Origin of the sequence: Carboxylicivirga litoralis, from assembly GCF_025499605.1 — a bacterium.
GTDB lineage: Bacteria > Bacteroidota > Bacteroidia > Bacteroidales > Marinilabiliaceae > Carboxylicivirga > Carboxylicivirga litoralis.
On the sequence record NZ_JAFMVC010000023.1, the window covers coordinates 21,585 to 37,859 of the forward strand.

Genomic DNA, 16,275 nt, shown 5'->3' on the forward strand with positions numbered 1-16,275 from the left:
AAAAGAAAGATTGCCCTTTTAACCTAAGACTCTATACGCAATATGATTAAAAAGTGCTCCATTTATTTATTGTTTTTACTGGTATTAGTGTCGTGCAAATCTTACGAGTTAATGCATTACGATGTACTTCGGCCGGCGAATTATTCAGTTCCTCCTCAAATAAAATCCATAGTAATTGTAGATAATGCCTATCCTTTTAATCCTGATAATGCACATATTGCACAGGTTATGGGCGAGGACGTACGGTTGGATACAGTACGTGTTGATACAATTACAACCGTTATAATTAATCAATTGTATGAAGATTTAAACTTGCGTCGCTTTTTCGATACGGTGTATGTAGATACACTTAAATACAATACAGAAGAATTTGGTAAACCTATGCAACAGTTAAGTCAGGGGCAGATCATCGATATTTGTAATAAACACAATGCTGATGCTCTTTTGTCGCTTGATGCTGCCGTTTACGGGACAAAAATAGAGGTGCATGATATGGAAGTAGAGTATTACGCTACCATGGATGTTTACAGTGCTGTTAACTGGCACTTATTTGACGGATATTCAAGTGAGGCATTATATCAAACTTCGCAGCAAGACACCCTATATTGGAATGGGGTAGGAGTTGATGTTCAGTCCTCAGTGTCTTCTTTTCCATCGTTAAAGGAGGCGACAGTGGAGGTAGGGCATTATCTTGGTGCAACCTTTGTTGATAAACTGGTGCCTTATTGGGAGCCTGTAACACGAAAGTTGTACATCTCAGGAAATCCGCAATTTGTTAATGCTGCTGAGTGGTTGAGTAAAGACGAGCGTTACGAAGCTGAAAAATTATGGGGGTTTGTATATGAACATGGTAATTCGCGCGAAAAAGGTAAAGCAGCTAATAATATTGCCTTATCAATGGAGGCCAGAGGGGAGTTTTTCCTGGCCATGGAATGGGCCTATAAAAGCTATCAGGCTTTTCAAACGCATGGGGTAGTTGGTAATGCAGAAGAACGCCGTACATCCAGAGAGCTGTATGTTGATTTAGTCAGGCGGTATCGCGATCAGAAGAAGTTAGATGAACAATTGGGGCCTCAATAAAATAACCAACTAATATATACTAATAATGAAGCAAGTCTATTTAGCATTACTAATTGTTTTAGTTAACCACTTTTACTCGTTCTCGCAATTTTCAAATTTTAATAGTAAAAAAAGTTCGTATTCATTAGATATAACACAATATGGTGCCATTTCGCTTTTGGCTGTTGATGTGGAAAGTGGTGAAATTATTGTTGAGCATAATCCATTGCAACGCATGACACCTGCTTCATTAACTAAAGTGATAACCACTGGTGCTGCTTTAAGTGTTATTAAACCTGATTTTAAATTCGAAACACAATTCTATATCCGGGAAAAAGATGGACGTAGGAGCTTAATTGTTAAAGGTAAGGGTGATCCAACATTAGGTTCCGACAGATTCGATGAAACAAAGCCTGAATTTGTCTTCCATCAATTATTGTTGAAACTGCAAAAAACTGGTATCACATCTATTAATAGTATTATCGTAGATAACACTTTTATTTCTGGTATTAAATTGCCATCAAAGCGCCTGTGGGAAGATATTGGTAATTATTATGGAGCCGTTCCAAATGCGTTAACCTATCGGGAGAATACGTTTTACCTGACCATGAAATCACCTTCGGGAGTTGGTCAGCCAGCAGAAATTATAAAGACTGAGCCCAATGTAGATGTTGAACTAAACTGCCTGGTGAAAACCGCAGATAATAATAAGGATAGTGCTTATATTTATGGCTATTCTGATGCTAACCAGTGGTATGTAAGTGGATCTATTCCGCAAAATCGCGATGCTTTTACTATTAAGGGAGCATTGCCACATCCGGAAAATACGTTTGCCAAAGAACTTTATAACTACTTAAATAACAATGGTGTTAAAGTGAATGGGTTTGAAGTTGGTGCTATAGAGGATGTAATCGAAAAGAAGCCTTTTTACATTCATTATTCACCTGAATTAAAAGAAATTGCAACGGTTGTTAATAAGGTAAGTCATAACCTTTGGGCAGATCATCTGATGTTTCAACTCGCCTATGAGCAATATAAACGAGCTGATTGGGACATGGGAGTACAAAGTCTTCATGAGTTTTGGAGCGAAGCAATTCCTGAATTCTCAGGACTGTTTTTTGATGGTAGTGGGCTATCGCCGTTTAATGCGTTTAGTGCACGCGATATGGTGGAGGTGCTTCGCTATCTGGATGCTTCTGAGAAATCAGAAGTGTTTAAGCAATCGTTGTCAGTTGCTGGTGTGGATGGTACTTTGAAAAGTATTTTGAGAGAGAACGAATTTAAAGGTAAAGTTATCGGTAAAAGTGGTTCATTAAATGGGGTGCTGGGTTATTGTGGTTACATCACAACTAAGCAAGGCAAGACTGTTGCTTTTTGTATGATGGCCAATCGTTTTACGGAACCTTATAAAACAATTAGAGCAAACATGGAACGGTTGATGAAAGAGGTAATCCTTCAAAATTAACTGGAGCTGTTTACTGATTTAAATAATTAGTGATGATTAATAGTGTTGTTGCCTTATTATATGTCGGATTGCCGGCAATGGTGCTTTTTTTGTGTCATAAATACCAGTTTTTAAATCGTATTGGGGCAATTGTGTTGGCGTATGCAATTGGTTTACTGTTAGGTTTTTCAGGATTGTCTGATGAGCGGTTTTATATGGTGCAAGAAGTGTTGATGTCTGTCACTGTGCCGTTAGCCATTCCATTGTTGTTGTTTTCGTCTAATGTGCGCGAGTGGAGAAAACTGGCTGTGCAACCCTTTTATTCGTTGTTATTTGCCCTGCTTGCCGTTTTTATTGCAGTCATTGCCGGATTTACTCTTTTTAACGGGCACAATATTGCAGACTTCAATAAGGTGGGAGGTTTGTTGGTCGGCATCTATTCGGGTGGCACACCTAACCTGGCTTCATTGAAGATGATGCTTGATGTTGATGAAGAAATATACTTGGCCGTACATTCCTACGATATGGCCATTGGTGCATTGTATTTGTTTTTCCTGATGGGATTGGGACAAAGGGTGTTTCAGTTTGTTTTGCCAAAATTTAAATCAAATGATGATGTTGCGATAGACACTTATACTGATGAAGGTTTGTCAGGCATTGTTAAGTCAGGTGTATTGTGCTTGAGCTTAGTTAAGGTTTTTCTGGTTACACTTGCGATGGTTGCTGCTGCTGGAGGCATTATGATGCTGGTACCGCAAAGTATACAAATGGTTACTTTTATTTTTTTGATTACAGCCGGAGGTATTTGGGGTTCTTCTTTAAAATGGATTAATAAAACCAGAGGCTCCTTTGATTTGGGTATGTACCTGATATTGGTTTTTAGTATCGTCGTGGCTTCAAAAGTGCAGATAGAGGGCCTGAGTAATATAAATCCGTCTATTTTCGGATACATCACCTTTGTTGTTTTTGTCAGCTTAATGCTTCATGTGTTTTTGGCGCGCTTTCGGAAAATAGATGCAGATACCGTTATTGTTACATCTGCTGCATTAATTTGCAGCCCTCCATTTGTGCCAGTTGTGGCCGGTGCTTTGCGCAATCGCTCTGTTATCGTTCCCGGATTGACTATAGGGTTAATAGGTTATGCCCTCGGAAATTACCTGGGCTTTCTAATGGCTTTGTTGCTAAGCCATTTTTAATCAATATGATTCCCTTAGGCTTGCCTCTGGGACCAGCTTTTCTTTCGCTGTTAAATTCTGGGGGAGATGACTGTTTTATATCGGTCAGAGGGGTTAATAAAGTTGGCGAAATACTCTGCAGGCTTGCCTGGGAGATAGATGACTTTATTATTAAAACAAGTAGTTTAGTGTAATGTAAAGACCCGATGTGCCATCTTGTTCACTTGTAGCAATACCATAATCGGCCGATACAATAAAGTTCTCGTTTAGCGCTGCTTTCAGTCCAAGTCCATAGCTAATATGTGGTTTGTCACTGCTGTCATTAAAGTACCAATCATATTCATCTGCCGGAACCTGAGATTTGTCTATTTTATAATTTTGCGTTATTAGCCCCATATCAACAAAATAGTTGGTGCCCAAATAGAAATCTTGCTTGAATAGTTTGGTGCGCCATATCTTCCAGCGTAACTCAATATTACTAAGCAGGCTTCCTTCGCCAACAACGCGATTTCGACTGATGCCTCGTAATGTTTTTGAACCACCAAGGCCTTGTGATGTGGCCGATGTTAATATGCTTGTTGACATGTGCGGCAATAAGTAAAATGGAATGGTGCCGCCTAGTTTATGTTGGTAACCAATACGATAGGCGAAGGTTAGATTTCTGCTGTTGGTGAGTGCAAAGTATTGTCGATGAAAGAGGTTAAGGCGGGTGTAGCTGCCTGAGTGACTCGATAGAAAAGACGGCATATGCGCCAAAAAAACTTCAGTCCACATTCCTTTGGTTGGGTTGGCAATTATATCTCGTGTGTCGTATGATAATCCTGCCTTTAAATAAGCATGCTGGCCACCTTGGGCTTCTTCCTCACTAATAATATTCCAATCGAGGTATTTATCGTAAATGCCGTCAATCGGCGGTAGTTTATCGTCATCGTCTTTACGTTTGTTTAAACGGTCAATTTTTACCGGGCCAATGTTGAAATTGAAATAAACTAAACCCGCCATCCATTGCCACTCTGGTTTCTCAACGTCAATATAACCTTTGAAATTGGTCATAACCCGAAACATTTCGCGGTGGTGTCGATAAAAAACGCGTGATTTATATTCCGCCGATGAATCGTCTTCCCAGTTTTTGTTGTAAACGGCATCTCTGCCATTAAAACCATAAAAATCCATGGCTAAATCTCGAAAGTAAGTAAAATCAGCTGTAGTTCTGATGCCCGGAATAATAACGGGTGAGTCATAATATAGTCGCATCAAGGTTGAACCTGCCGTATACTCTGAGTATTCCAGGTAAAGTGAGTGATTATAGTTAGGATAATTAGTGCCATCGCCATACCAATATAGGTTTGTCAAGCCTCCGTATTGAAAGCCGAGGTCGGCACTATACGATATTGCTGGTAACAAACCCAAGGTAAAGCCTTCTTTCCGGTAGGTAGAGTCTTTTTGAGAAAAGGCATTAAGAAACAGAACACAAAGTAATATTGTGGTGTAGATGGTTTTTTTATTCATCATTGGCGATTTTGTGCTGTCAAAGATAATTTCAAATTTTGAGAAATAAAAAGCCCACCCTTATATGGATGAGCTTCATATTATTTGCCGGAAACTTATTTTTTATGCACTTTTTTCTTCAAGTGATTTAAATCCTTCGCCAATAATTTCAGATGTTTCCATTACGGCCATAAAAGCTTTGGGGTCAATGTTTTTTATCATGGCTTGCAGAGCCGAAACTTCGCGTCGGGTTACCACTGTGAAAATTACGCGTTTTTCGTTGCCGCTATACATGCCCTCGCCATTTAGGTAGGTGCCTCCACGTTCAAGTGTGTTCAGTATTTTTTCTTTAATCAGGGCATGTTTGTCCGAAACGATAACAAGCGCCCTTTCGTAGTTTAAGCCATCAATTGTAATGTCAATTACTTTGCCGGTTATAAAAATGACAATCCATGAGTACAATGGAATTTTCCAGTCTTTAAAAATGATAAGTCCCAGAAGCACAATGATTGAATCAACTATAATCAACAGTTGTCCAACGGATATTTTTGTCAGCTTGGCAAAAATCATGGCGACAATATCAGAACCGCCTGAAGTGGCTTTTGCTTTAAAGATTAAGCCTAAACCAAAGCCTATGACAATGCCACCAAATACACTGGAAAGTAATAAATCATCAGCTAAACCTAAAGGATCGTTTTCCCCAATAATATAGGTGAGGCTGTCCATAAAAACGGTCGTTAATACCATCCCAATAACTGTTTTAAGGCCAAAGCGAGCTCCCAGGATTCTTATTCCTAAAATGGTCAACGGCACATTAAGAGCTAAACCAAATGTACCGACTGGAATAGCCGGAATGAGGTGGTGAACAACAATACCAATTCCATATACGCCGCCCGGAACGATATTATATGGGTTGATAAAGAAAACGAAACCTGCGGCAAGAATAAATGCACCTGTAATGATAAGCACATAGTCTAAAATTGTTCGTTTTATACTTTCACCATAAAGTTGAGTGGCAATTTTAATCATTGGGAGAATTAATTTTTAAGTGATTAATATGGTTGTTTGTTCAATTTTTTGCGGGCGCAAATTTAAACACTTTCACGATAATGAAAAATTAAAAATAACAAAAGATGCTAATTGTGTTAAAATAATAACAAAAGAACCATTGAATATTTAAGCATGAAAACTTATCATTGTGTTTTATGATTAAGTTTGATAATTATATGGATTTAAAAGTAGCTGTAGTTCAGTTTGATATAAAATGGGAGGATACGGAAGGTAATATAAAGTATCTTACAAATTGCCTTAAAGATTTGTCGTCAGATACGGATTTAGTGGTTTTGCCCGAAATGTTTCATTGTGGTTTTAGTATGTCGACACAGAATACGGCACAAAAAGAAAGAGGACAGGTTTTGCAATGGATGCAATCTGTGGCACAACTGCATGATGTTACTATAATGGGAAGTGTAGTGGTTGATAAAGGTAATGGAGTTGTTAATCGTTTGTATGTGGTTGATGGAGAGAAGGTATCGTGGTACGATAAACGACACTTATTTACCATGGGAGGAGAGCATTTGCATTATAAAAAAGGCCAGAATAGATTAATTGTGAATGTAAAAGGGTGGAAAATATGTCCTTTAATTTGTTATGATTTAAGGTTTCCGGTTTGGAGCAGAAACAAGGGAGAAGATGAATATCATCTATTGATCTATGTAGCTAATTGGCCCGAAAGTAGGATTGGTGTTTGGGATATTTTACTAAAAGCCAGGGCGATAGAAAATCAGTCATATGTAATCGGTGTCAATAGAATAGGAAATGATAAATCGCTAACATACAATGGGCATAGCCAGGTTATCGACGCTAAGGGTAGTATTCAACTGGATATGGGAGATAATAATGCTATTGCTTATGTTGTTTTGAAGAAGGTTGAGTTAATGCAGTTCAGGGCTAAGTTTCCTGTTTTAAACGATGGTGATTTGTTTGAGATAAAGGGCGGTAGGTGAGTAGTGTATTCTATTGGTGCGAAGGCTTGTTAGACGAAGGTTTTTATTGTAACTTTAGAATACAATTATAGATAACAAATAAATATATTTTATATGAAGATGTTTACCGTTTCAGTACCCGAAGATAAAGTTAAGTTTATGGCAGAACTGTTGGATAACCTATGCTTAAGTTGGAGTATGTCGCCTGGGCATGGAGAGGAACCATCTCTTACAGAACCTCCTAAAACATATGAAGTAGATGAAGAGTCGAGGAAGAAAGCAGCTAAGGTACGAGAAGAAAGCTTGAAAGATGTCATTAGCAAAATTGAAGCGTTGCGAAAAAAATAAATGGATTTTATAAATCCATTTGATTTTGTGGTATAATTATTGTTTCATTTGTCATGTCTTCCATCAGGTTGGTTTATTAGAGATATTTATTAAACAAGGTGGATTGTCAAACCTAAAAACATACAGACATGAAAGCTTCAGTTATTTCAACTTTATTTTTAATCTTCACCTTTATTGGAACTTCAATTGTTGCTCAGGATGAAGTTTCAGATTTAAATATTTATACTACAGTAGATAAAATGCCGCGACTAAAAGGTGCCGGTAAAGATGTTGGTGAGTATGTGCGTAAGAAAATCAGCTATGATGATGCATACAAATTGCAGGGTATTGAAGGCGATGTTTGGGTAAGTTTTGTTGTTACCGCGCAAGGAGAAGTAACTCAAGTTGAAGTGGAGAAGGGGGTTGATGCCGCATTAGACGCCGAGGTGATTAAAGCTGTTCAAGGAACGAGGAAGTGGAAGCCAGGAGAGGTCAATAGAAAGCCGGTTAATACCCAAATGCGTGTTCCTGTTCAATTTACTTTGTCCAATACTGAACGACGTTTGGCTCAGCAAATTAAGTCGCTGGATGAGCAAGGGAAAAGGCCTCTGTTTGTACTTGATAACAAGCTAATCGATGGTTTGGTACAGATTAATGACTACAATGTTGAATCAATCAGGATTCTCAAGGGCGATAAAGCAATTAAACTATATGGTGATAGAGCTGAAAATGGTGTGGTTGTCATTACTTCTAAGAATGGAACGCCTCCGCTTTACTAGTCGGTTTGATTGGTGTTAGTACTCTCAAATATTTTGTTGGCCGAATCGGTGTTGAATCCAGTGTAAAGTTTGCCATTAGGCATCACATGTCGCATGGCAAATTCATAATAACAACAAGGAACTAAGTGTTTCCTGTCTTTAAATTCTACCTCTATCTTATCTGCTAAGGTGCTTGATTGCTCCAGATAGGTTTCTTTTGATCCTTTAATTTCTCCACCAATAGTATTGAGAACATATCCATTCTGTTTTAAAAATTGATTGACCATGGTAATGTCAGTGAAATGCCTGAGGTGATTAATCAGTATGGTGAAATGGTTAGCCCTGAATCCAAACACATAGAGCCAGGCAGCATATTCCGAAATTGCTAAGAGCTTTAAATAAACATTGTAATCAGGTGTGCCCCAAAGAGGTCCTGCATGTATTAAATTATGGGCAGCTGGAACTTGCTTAATGCGGTTAAGTATCTCATTATATATTATTACTTGAATTTCTTTCGGCAGTTCTTTAATTTCCAGTTGACTGATGAAAACTTTTGGAGCTAATGCATCTTTTTCATGTTCGTAGTGTTTTGCTGTTAGTTTTTTTTCATTAAAACGATAAAAACCCTTTACTTTGTAGCCTCCTTCAAGAAATGGTTTAGCTAATGAGTCCAAATTAAATGATGAAAAACTAAAGGTGCGTAGTGCAATATGATCGTTTACAATCGTTTCGCCGCAACTTTTAAAGAGTTCATTGATTTTTTTAACTGATGGATTAAGCCGTGAATAATCAGAATACAACTGTTCGAAAAGATGTTTATAATGTCGCATAACTGTTTTCTTATTAAGTTAAGAAAGAATAATGCATTGTGCAATTGCTTACTATTTGTAAGTAAGTGTGATTTTATGTGGCCTCAAAGTGTGCTTTTGTGCTGATGTTTAGCGGTTAAATAAGGTGTTAAATATTAATTTGAAAGCAATGAAAAAAACAGTGATAATTTGACGCTGTTTTCTGTTTTTAAACATCTTAAATAAATGATAAAAGACATGTAAATAATGCGAATTTCACCGTAGATTTGCAGCAATTTGTTAATTATAACTTTTAAAGACAAATATGGAATTTATTGAACAACTTAAGCAGAGGGCTAGCGAAAACAAAAAACGTATCGTATTGCCTGAAGGTTTAGAAGAACGTACACTTCGTGCGGCTAACACTATTTTAACTGAAGGTTTTGCAGAAGTTATTCTTATCGGGAACCCTGATAAAGTGAAAGATGCTGCAACAAACTTTGGTTTGGATAATATTAGTAAAGCCACAGTTGTTGACCCGGAAAACCATGAAAAGATGAATGCTTACGCTGACATGATGGTTGAAATCAGAAAAAACAAAGGGCTTACAAAAGAAGAAGCACTTAAGTTGATTAAGAATCCATTGTTTTTGGCTGTTATGATGATTAAAGCCGGCGATGCTGATGGCGAAGTGGCAGGTGCTGATAATGCAACAGGTGATGTGTTGCGCCCTGCTTTTCAGTATGTAAAAACAGCTCCTGGTATTAGTGTTGTTTCTGGTGCATTTATCATGATTTTAAAAGATAAGCACTTTGGAGAAGATGGTATGATGGTATTTGCCGATTGTGCTGTTCACCCAAACCCAACAGCTGAAGAATTAGCAGAAATTGCGGTTGCAACAGGACGTACGACCAGAGCTATTGCAGGTTTCGAACCTAAAATTGCCATGTTGAGCTTCTCAACAAAAGGTTCTGCTAAGCATGAAATGGTTGATAAAGTAGCAAATGCAACCAAGTTGGCTAAAGAAATGGCACCAGATTTAAAAATTGAAGGTGAAATTCAGTCTGATGCTGCTATTATTCCTGAAATTGGTCAGAAAAAGGCACCAGGTTCAGAAATTGCAGGACAAGCAAACGTGTTGGTTTTCCCAACATTAGAAACAGGTAATATTGCTTATAAATTAGTTCAACGTATGGCGCATGCCGAAGCTATTGGCCCTGTATTGCAGGGTATGGCGGCACCAATCAACGATTTGTCACGCGGTTGTTCAGTTAGCGATATTGTTAATCTGGTTGCTATCACTGCAAATCAGGCAGCAGGTAATATGTAAAAAAACTAAGCCGGTGTATGCCGGCTTTTTGTTTTGTGTGCAAATACTAAGTATAAAAACCATTAGGAATAAAAACAGATTAAATGGCTGAAATTCTTGTAGAACCTATTGAACAATACTCATTAGGGCAAAAGAAAAAAGGAAAAACATTGTTTTCTAAAGTTGGTGTTGTAGGATGTGGAAAAGAAGGGCAAAATATTGCTCGCATCGCCAGCTGGCATGGAATGGAAGTTGTTTTCATTGAGCTTAACGAAGAAAAAATTGCGCAGGCTCTTGATAACATCGGAAAAGAACTAGATAGCAGAATCGAAAACTGGGGATTGACCGGTAGTGAAAAACGTGCTATCATGAGCCGTATCAAAGGTTCAACCAGCTATAATGATTTAGCTGATTGTGACTTTGTGATTGAAGCAATCAGAGCAGATGAAAAAACCGGCTTGCGTAGTATAGATGCGCGTAAGGAAGTATTCAGAAAAGTAGAGGAAGTCGTAAGTCGTGATGCCATTATCGCCACAAATGCGACGACTATTGTTGTTACAGAATTAGCTTCAGAGCTGCAATTCCGCGAGCGTTGTGCAAGCCTTCATTTCTTTGTAACATCACCTGAAGCTCGGATTATAGAAGTCGTGAAAGGCCTTTATACTTCTGACGAAGTTTATGAGCGCGTATGTACTTTCGTTAAATTGATTAATCGCGATGTTATTCCGGTTGAAGAATCAGCAGGTATTGTAAGTGTTCGGTTATATGTAACACTCCTAAATGAGGCGTGTGCAACATTGATGGAAGGTGTTGCAACTATGCGTGATATCGACAAAACCATGGAAATTGGTTTAGGTATGCGTCTTGGTCCATTTAAAGCGGCCGATGTAATCGGTTTAGATAAAGTGGTTCGTTGGATGGAAAATCTTCATGAGGAATTTGGCAACCAAAAATTCGCACCATCACCATTGATTCGTCGATTAGTTAGGGCGAAACGTTTGGGTAGCCATGTAGGTTTTGGTTTCTACCGTTACAATCAGGATGGAAACATCTTAGAGGATGAAACGATTCATGGTAAAAAAGCCTAATCAACATTAGAAGCATTAACGAACCAGATGATGTGCTCATCATCAAAAAGACATTAAAAATGAAAATTTTAGTATTGAACTGCGGAAGTTCATCCATTAAATATCAACTGTTCAACATGATCGATAATGATTGGGGCGTGTTGGCAGCCGGTGTTGTTGAAAAAATAGGTCTGAAAGGCTCTTTTTTAAAGCACCAGAAAGAAGGTAATGAAAAAGTTTTGTTGGAAGGAGAAATTCTGGATCACCAAACAGGTATCGATTATATTCTAGGCGTTTTGGTAAGCGATCGTCACGGATGTATCAAATCATTGGAAGAAATTGATGCTGTTGGTCACCGCGTGGTACATGGTGGTGAGGAATTTAATTCAAGTGTATTTATCACCAATGATGTAGTGCGTAAAATGGAAGAGTGCATCGATCTGGCACCGCTACACAACCCACCAAACTTAAAAGGTATTGAGGCCATTACTCAATTGTTACCGAGCGTACCACAGTGTGGGGTGTTTGATACTGCATTTCACCAAACAATGCCTAAGGAAGCGTATATGTATGCAATTCCTCAGTCGTTGTATAAAAAGTATGGTATCCGTCGTTATGGTTTCCACGGTACTAGTCACCGATACGTTTCAAAACGTGCTTGTGATATTTTAGGTGTCGATTACAAAAGTCAAAAAATCATCTCTTGTCACTTAGGTAATGGTGCTTCTATCTGTGCCATCAAAAATGGTGAGTCAGTTGATACATCTATGGGCTTCACGCCACTAGAAGGTTTGGTGATGGGGACACGTGCCGGAGACCTTGATTTAGGTGCTGTAACTTACATCATGGATAAAGAATTAATCGGTACTCGTTCAGCAAGCGTGTTATTTAACAAGCACAGTGGAATGCTAGGCTTAACAGGTATTTCATCGGATATGCGCGAGATTGAGAGCGCCGCTGCAGAAGGACATGATGGTGCAGTTTTAGGTCTTGAAATTTATGATTACCGCATTAAAAAATACATTGGTTCATATGCTGCTGCAATGGGTGGTGTTGATATCGTAGTGTTCACAGGAGGTATTGGAGAAAATGGCGATAGTACACGTGCTGGAGTATGTGAAGGGCTTGAATTTATTGGTATCGAAATTGATCCTAAGCTGAACAAAGGTTTGCGCGGAGAAGAGGCTGTAATTAGCCCCGAAGGAAACAAAGTAAAGGTAATGGTAGTGCCAACTAACGAAGAATTAGTTATTGCACAGGATACCAAAGAAATTGTTGAAGAATTAGCAAATCGTTAATAACTAATAAATCCACGGATGACGCTGATTTTTGCAAAGGTCAGCGGTATCCGTGGAAATTAAAATCCAATTGGATTCTAAAAAGCTGACTAAATCTTTAGATTCAATATAAAATGTTTAAATCCTTATCTGATCTTCAGAAACTTATTGAAAAAAATAAGGTTAAGAAGAAGCTAGCTCTTGCAGTTTCGCAAGACTCACACTCATTAGAGGCTGTGCACACGGCTTTTAAAAATGGTATTATTGAGCCCATTTTAATCGGTTCTCGTCCAGATACTGAGCGTATCATTGAGGAGAAAGGATTCGATTTTAATGGAGCTACATTTATTCACGAACCTGATGAGGTAAAGTCGGTTGAATTGGCCGTGCGCATGGTGCACGACAATAAAGCAGACATCCTTATGAAGGGAAAAGTAGCCACTCCAACTTTATTAAAAGGAGTGCTAAATAAAGAATGGGGACTTCGTACAGGTAGTTTGCTGTCTCACTTTGCTTTATTCGAAGTGGACACATACCATAAACTGATCGGCGTAACTGATGTTGCCATGAATATTGCACCTAATTTAAAAGACAAAATTGGCATTGTTAACAATTCAGTTGGTTACATGAACAAAATGGGTATTGCTAAGCCCAAAGTGGCAGTACTTGGTGCCATTGAAATGGTAAATGAAAGCATGGAGGCAACGCTTGATGCGGCATTACTATCAAAAATGAATCAGCGCGATCAGATCAAGAATTGTATCATTGATGGACCGCTTGCTTTTGATAATGCCGTAAGCTTCGAAAGTGCTAAACACAAAGGTATTAAGAGTGAAGTTGCCGGCGATACAGATCTTCTGTTAATGCCCGATATTGAAGTAGGTAATGTGTTGTATAAAACGTTGGTATTTTTTGCGAAAGCTAAGGTGGCTTCAGTTATTTTAGGAGCATCGGCACCAATTGTTTTAACATCACGCAGCGATTCAGAAGAATCGAAGTACAATAGTATTTTATTAGCCGCAATGGGGTAATTGTAATATCAGGCCTTTGAAGGCCTGATGTTTAGCAGTTCTGCTTTGCCCATTGGGCCGAATGAGAATATAATTTGTGAAAAATCCCGATTAATTTAAGAACAAACCATGGACAAGAAGAAAATCCTTGTTATTAATCCTGGTTCAACATCAACTAAGATTGCTGTGTACCGTGGAGAAGAGTCTGTTTTTCTGAAAACATTGAGACATTCATCAGAAGAGATTGGACAGTTTGAGAACATTGCATCTCAGTTTGAGTTTAGAAAAGAAACAATTATTAAAGAGCTATTAGAGGCTGATATTGAAATTGATGATTTCGATGCTATTGTTGGCCGAGGTGGAATGGTTAAACCAATTTCATCAGGTGTATACGAAGTAAATGAAGCTTTGAAAGCCGACCTTAGAAAAGGTGTATTAGGGCAGCATGCCAGTAACCTAGGTGGGTTAATTGCTGATGATATGGCTAAAAACATTGAAGGCGCTCGTGCTTTTATTGCTGACCCTGTCGTTGTGGATGAGTTACAGGATGTTGCTCGTGTAACAGGTCATCCTGATATGCCACGTCGTTCAATTTTCCACGCGTTAAATCAAAAAGCTGTAGCTAAGCGTTATGCGAAAGAAATTGAAAAGAAATATGAAGATATCAATGTAATCGTTGCTCACTTAGGTGGTGGTATCTCTGTTGGAGCTCACCTTAAAGGTAAAGTGGTTGATGTCAACAATGCTTTAGACGGATATGGTCCATTTTCTCCCGAGCGTGCTGGTACTTTGCCAACGGGTGCTTTAATTGATGCTTGCTTTAGCGGAAAACATACTTACGAAGAAATGCGTAAGATTGTGAATGGTAAAGGCGGTTTAGTGGCTCACCTTGGTACTAACCAGGCGCATGAAGTTGAGAAAAAAGCAGCAGAAGGCGATCCTCATTTTAAATTAATCCATTCGGCAATGGCCTACCAAATTGGTAAAACAATTGGTGGATGTGCTGGTGTGTTGAAAGGTAAGGTTGATGGAATCATTATTACCGGTGGTATAGCTTACGATAAAATTGTAATCGAATACCTTAAAGATATGGTAGGCTGGATTGCTCCGGTTAAAGTATATCCGGGTGAGGATGAAATGTGGGCTTTAGCTGAAAATGGTTTAGCTGTTCTAAATGGCGAAACACAGTGCAAGACTTACGAATAATCTAACAGTATTATCTGTTTTAAATATATCCCGTTCGCTTCGAGCGGGATTTTTTATATCTTATGCCAAGCTTAACAACAACCTATGGAAGGAATTAGTGCTTATTATTTAGTTATAGGAGCCGCTCTCATTATTATTGTGTCATATTTGTATAATATACTGGCACAAAAGACAAATATCCCAAGTGTTATATTGCTGATTGTTACCGGATATGCTGCAAAAGAGTTATTAGGAATCGAGTTTAATGAAGATGAGTGGTTCTTGCCGTTGGAAGTGCTGGGTATTGTTGGATTAATACTCATTGTTCTGGAAGCAGCACTGGATTTAGAGTTAAAACGAGATAAATTACGACTAATCTTACAATCGACATTGGTAGCAGGTTTGTCGTTATTTTTTAATACGTTTTTTTTAGCACTTGGTATCCGGTATTTTATTGGTAATCTCGATTTACTTACCTCGGTTATTTATGCCATCCCTTTATCCATAACCAGCAGTGCAATTGTGATTCCAAGTGTTAATGGGCTTGAGAAATCTAAACGTGAATTCTTAATATATGAAAGTACAATTTCTGATATTCTAGGAATCATGTTTTTCTACCTTTTGGTTGAAAATCTTGATACCAACGGAGTCACAATGGTTGGATTGAATGTAATCTCCAACATTGGTGGAACCCTGCTGTTGAGTGTTACGCTTTCTTATGCTATGATAATTGCCTTTCAGCGAATAAAGTCCGATGTGAAACTCTTCTTGTTTTTTGCGGTACTTGTTTTGTTTTATGCTATAGGTAAGTTGTTCCACCTATCATCATTACTAATGATATTGGTGTTTGGATTAGTGCTTGAAAACCGCATGCTGTTCTTTAGCGGGTTTTTACGTAAGTATCTAGATGAAGATAATGTAAAACGTGTACTAGTTGATTTTAAGTTGATAACGCGGGAAAGTTCATTTGTTGTTCGCACCTTTTTCTTTTTTATATTAGGGATGTCCATCACATTGGCCGGTGTATTTGTACCTGATATTCTGCTATTAACGCTTTATTTTATTTTCGGACTTTTCTCATTCCGTTTTTTTGTTTTTAAATTTCTCTTTAAACGCAATTACTTTCCTCAGGTTTTTATTGCTCCTCGTGGTTTAATTTCTATATTGCTCTTCTTTGCTATTCCTAAAGAATTTCGAATTAATGATTTTGAATTAGGAATACTGTTATTATCAATTGTTGTTACAAGTTTATTTATGGCATGGGCTTTGGTATTAGATAGCTTCGGTAAGGTTGGGCGTATGAAACGATACATTTCGTTTAAGCGTGCTGTAGATAGAGGAAAAGGATTGTTAAAGCGGAAAAATAAATTGTAGAACTTGCTTTGCGCAAAATGAAACAAAAT

15 protein-coding genes are annotated in these 16,275 nt (G+C 38.2%); 12 read left to right on the top strand and 3 right to left on the bottom strand.

All coding sequences use genetic code 11. The features are described 5' to 3' along the window. Positions 1–42 precede the first annotated feature (42 nt). From J1N10_RS16905 to J1N10_RS16915, 3 genes are read left to right on the top strand one after another with little or no spacing between them, the layout of a single operon-like run. Entirely contained in the window at positions 43–1,080 is a 1,038-nt protein-coding gene (locus J1N10_RS16905) for a DUF6340 family protein (RefSeq protein ID WP_262327914.1), read from the top strand. 25 nt (positions 1,081–1,105) lie between these two features. Next, positions 1,106–2,524 carry a D-alanyl-D-alanine carboxypeptidase/D-alanyl-D-alanine endopeptidase gene (gene dacB, locus J1N10_RS16910; protein ID WP_262327915.1) on the top strand — a complete coding sequence of 473 codons (1,419 nt, stop codon included), beginning with the start codon at positions 1,106–1,108 and terminating at the stop codon, positions 2,522–2,524. 32 nt (positions 2,525–2,556) lie between these two features. After that, positions 2,557–3,699 carry a DUF819 family protein gene (locus J1N10_RS16915; RefSeq protein WP_262327916.1) on the top strand — a complete coding sequence of 381 codons (1,143 nt, stop codon included), beginning with the start codon at positions 2,557–2,559 and terminating at the stop codon, positions 3,697–3,699. Between the two features lie 150 nt (positions 3,700–3,849). Here the strand turns inward: J1N10_RS16915 and J1N10_RS16920 are convergent, their stop codons facing one another. Next, positions 3,850–5,190, bottom strand: a complete 1,341-nt coding sequence (locus tag J1N10_RS16920) for an outer membrane protein assembly factor (protein ID WP_262327917.1) — start codon at positions 5,188–5,190, stop codon at positions 3,850–3,852. A 99-nt stretch (positions 5,191–5,289) separates the two neighbouring features. Beyond that, positions 5,290–6,195: a YitT family protein gene (locus J1N10_RS16925; protein ID WP_262327918.1), complete on the bottom strand. Its 906-nt coding sequence runs from the start codon at positions 6,193–6,195 to the stop codon at positions 5,290–5,292. Between the two features lie 176 nt (positions 6,196–6,371). Here J1N10_RS16925 and J1N10_RS16930 point away from each other — a divergent pair, with 176 nt between their 5' ends. The 3 genes from J1N10_RS16930 to J1N10_RS16940 all read left to right on the top strand — a co-directional run bounded on the left by J1N10_RS16930 (position 6,372) and on the right by J1N10_RS16940 (position 8,257). After that, a complete protein-coding gene (locus J1N10_RS16930) occupies positions 6,372–7,172 on the top strand; it encodes an amidohydrolase (protein WP_262327919.1) in 801 nt (266 codons plus the stop codon). A 93-nt stretch (positions 7,173–7,265) separates the two neighbouring features. Beyond that, complete coding sequence (locus J1N10_RS16935; RefSeq protein WP_262327920.1) at positions 7,266–7,499, top strand: hypothetical protein; 234 nt, start codon at positions 7,266–7,268, stop codon at positions 7,497–7,499. A 128-nt stretch (positions 7,500–7,627) separates the two neighbouring features. After that, positions 7,628–8,257, top strand: coding sequence for an energy transducer TonB (locus tag J1N10_RS16940; RefSeq protein WP_262327921.1), 630 nt, complete (start codon positions 7,628–7,630; stop codon positions 8,255–8,257). On the opposite strand, the gene J1N10_RS16945 is transcribed toward J1N10_RS16940, so the two are convergent. Beyond that, positions 8,254–9,066 (bottom strand): DUF1338 domain-containing protein, encoded by an 813-nt coding sequence (locus J1N10_RS16945; RefSeq protein WP_262327922.1) that lies wholly within the window; start codon positions 9,064–9,066, stop codon positions 8,254–8,256. The genes J1N10_RS16940 and J1N10_RS16945 overlap by 4 nt on opposite strands. 283 nt (positions 9,067–9,349) lie before the next feature. On the opposite strand from J1N10_RS16945, the gene pta reads away from it, so the two are divergent. The 6 genes from pta (at position 9,350) to J1N10_RS16975 (ending at position 16,246) form a co-directional block, all read left to right on the top strand. Continuing rightward, a complete protein-coding gene (gene pta, locus J1N10_RS16950) occupies positions 9,350–10,354 on the top strand; it encodes a phosphate acetyltransferase (protein WP_262327923.1) in 1,005 nt (334 codons plus the stop codon). Positions 10,355–10,437: 83 nt separating this feature from the next. After that, positions 10,438–11,421, top strand: coding sequence for a 3-hydroxyacyl-CoA dehydrogenase family protein (locus J1N10_RS16955; RefSeq protein ID WP_262327924.1), 984 nt, complete (start codon positions 10,438–10,440; stop codon positions 11,419–11,421). Between the two features lie 59 nt (positions 11,422–11,480). After that, on the top strand, positions 11,481–12,698 hold the full coding sequence (locus J1N10_RS16960; protein ID WP_262327925.1) for an acetate kinase: 1,218 nt from the start codon (positions 11,481–11,483) through the stop codon (positions 12,696–12,698). Positions 12,699–12,811: 113 nt separating this feature from the next. Beyond that, on the top strand, positions 12,812–13,708 hold the full coding sequence (locus J1N10_RS16965; protein ID WP_262327926.1) for a bifunctional enoyl-CoA hydratase/phosphate acetyltransferase: 897 nt from the start codon (positions 12,812–12,814) through the stop codon (positions 13,706–13,708). 108 nt (positions 13,709–13,816) lie between these two features. Next, complete coding sequence (gene buk, locus J1N10_RS16970) at positions 13,817–14,893, top strand: butyrate kinase (protein WP_262327927.1); 1,077 nt, start codon at positions 13,817–13,819, stop codon at positions 14,891–14,893. An 84-nt stretch (positions 14,894–14,977) separates the two neighbouring features. Continuing rightward, positions 14,978–16,246, top strand: a complete 1,269-nt coding sequence (locus tag J1N10_RS16975; RefSeq protein WP_262327928.1) for a cation:proton antiporter — start codon at positions 14,978–14,980, stop codon at positions 16,244–16,246. The last annotated feature ends 29 nt before the right edge of the window (positions 16,247–16,275 follow it).

What these genes read in the sequence shown, in the direction of transcription:
- pta (WP_262327923.1), top strand. Translation starts at nt 9,350, where the DNA reads ATGGAATTTATTGAACAACTTAAGCAGAGGGCTAGCGAAAACAAAAAA.
- J1N10_RS16920 (WP_262327917.1), bottom strand. Translation starts at nt 5,190, where the DNA reads ATGATGAATAAAAAAACCATCTACACCACAATATTACTTTGTGTTCTG.
- dacB (WP_262327915.1), top strand. Translation starts at nt 1,106, where the DNA reads ATGAAGCAAGTCTATTTAGCATTACTAATTGTTTTAGTTAACCACTTT.
- J1N10_RS16930 (WP_262327919.1), top strand. Translation starts at nt 6,372, where the DNA reads ATGATTAAGTTTGATAATTATATGGATTTAAAAGTAGCTGTAGTTCAG.
- J1N10_RS16955 (WP_262327924.1), top strand. Translation starts at nt 10,438, where the DNA reads ATGGCTGAAATTCTTGTAGAACCTATTGAACAATACTCATTAGGGCAA.
- J1N10_RS16935 (WP_262327920.1), top strand. Translation starts at nt 7,266, where the DNA reads ATGAAGATGTTTACCGTTTCAGTACCCGAAGATAAAGTTAAGTTTATG.
- buk (WP_262327927.1), top strand. Translation starts at nt 13,817, where the DNA reads ATGGACAAGAAGAAAATCCTTGTTATTAATCCTGGTTCAACATCAACT.
- J1N10_RS16975 (WP_262327928.1), top strand. Translation starts at nt 14,978, where the DNA reads ATGGAAGGAATTAGTGCTTATTATTTAGTTATAGGAGCCGCTCTCATT.
- J1N10_RS16940 (WP_262327921.1), top strand. Translation starts at nt 7,628, where the DNA reads ATGAAAGCTTCAGTTATTTCAACTTTATTTTTAATCTTCACCTTTATT.
- J1N10_RS16960 (WP_262327925.1), top strand. Translation starts at nt 11,481, where the DNA reads ATGAAAATTTTAGTATTGAACTGCGGAAGTTCATCCATTAAATATCAA.
- J1N10_RS16965 (WP_262327926.1), top strand. Translation starts at nt 12,812, where the DNA reads ATGTTTAAATCCTTATCTGATCTTCAGAAACTTATTGAAAAAAATAAG.
- J1N10_RS16945 (WP_262327922.1), bottom strand. Translation starts at nt 9,066, where the DNA reads ATGCGACATTATAAACATCTTTTCGAACAGTTGTATTCTGATTATTCA.
- J1N10_RS16925 (WP_262327918.1), bottom strand. Translation starts at nt 6,195, where the DNA reads ATGATTAAAATTGCCACTCAACTTTATGGTGAAAGTATAAAACGAACA.
- J1N10_RS16915 (WP_262327916.1), top strand. Translation starts at nt 2,557, where the DNA reads ATGATTAATAGTGTTGTTGCCTTATTATATGTCGGATTGCCGGCAATG.
- J1N10_RS16905 (WP_262327914.1), top strand. Translation starts at nt 43, where the DNA reads ATGATTAAAAAGTGCTCCATTTATTTATTGTTTTTACTGGTATTAGTG.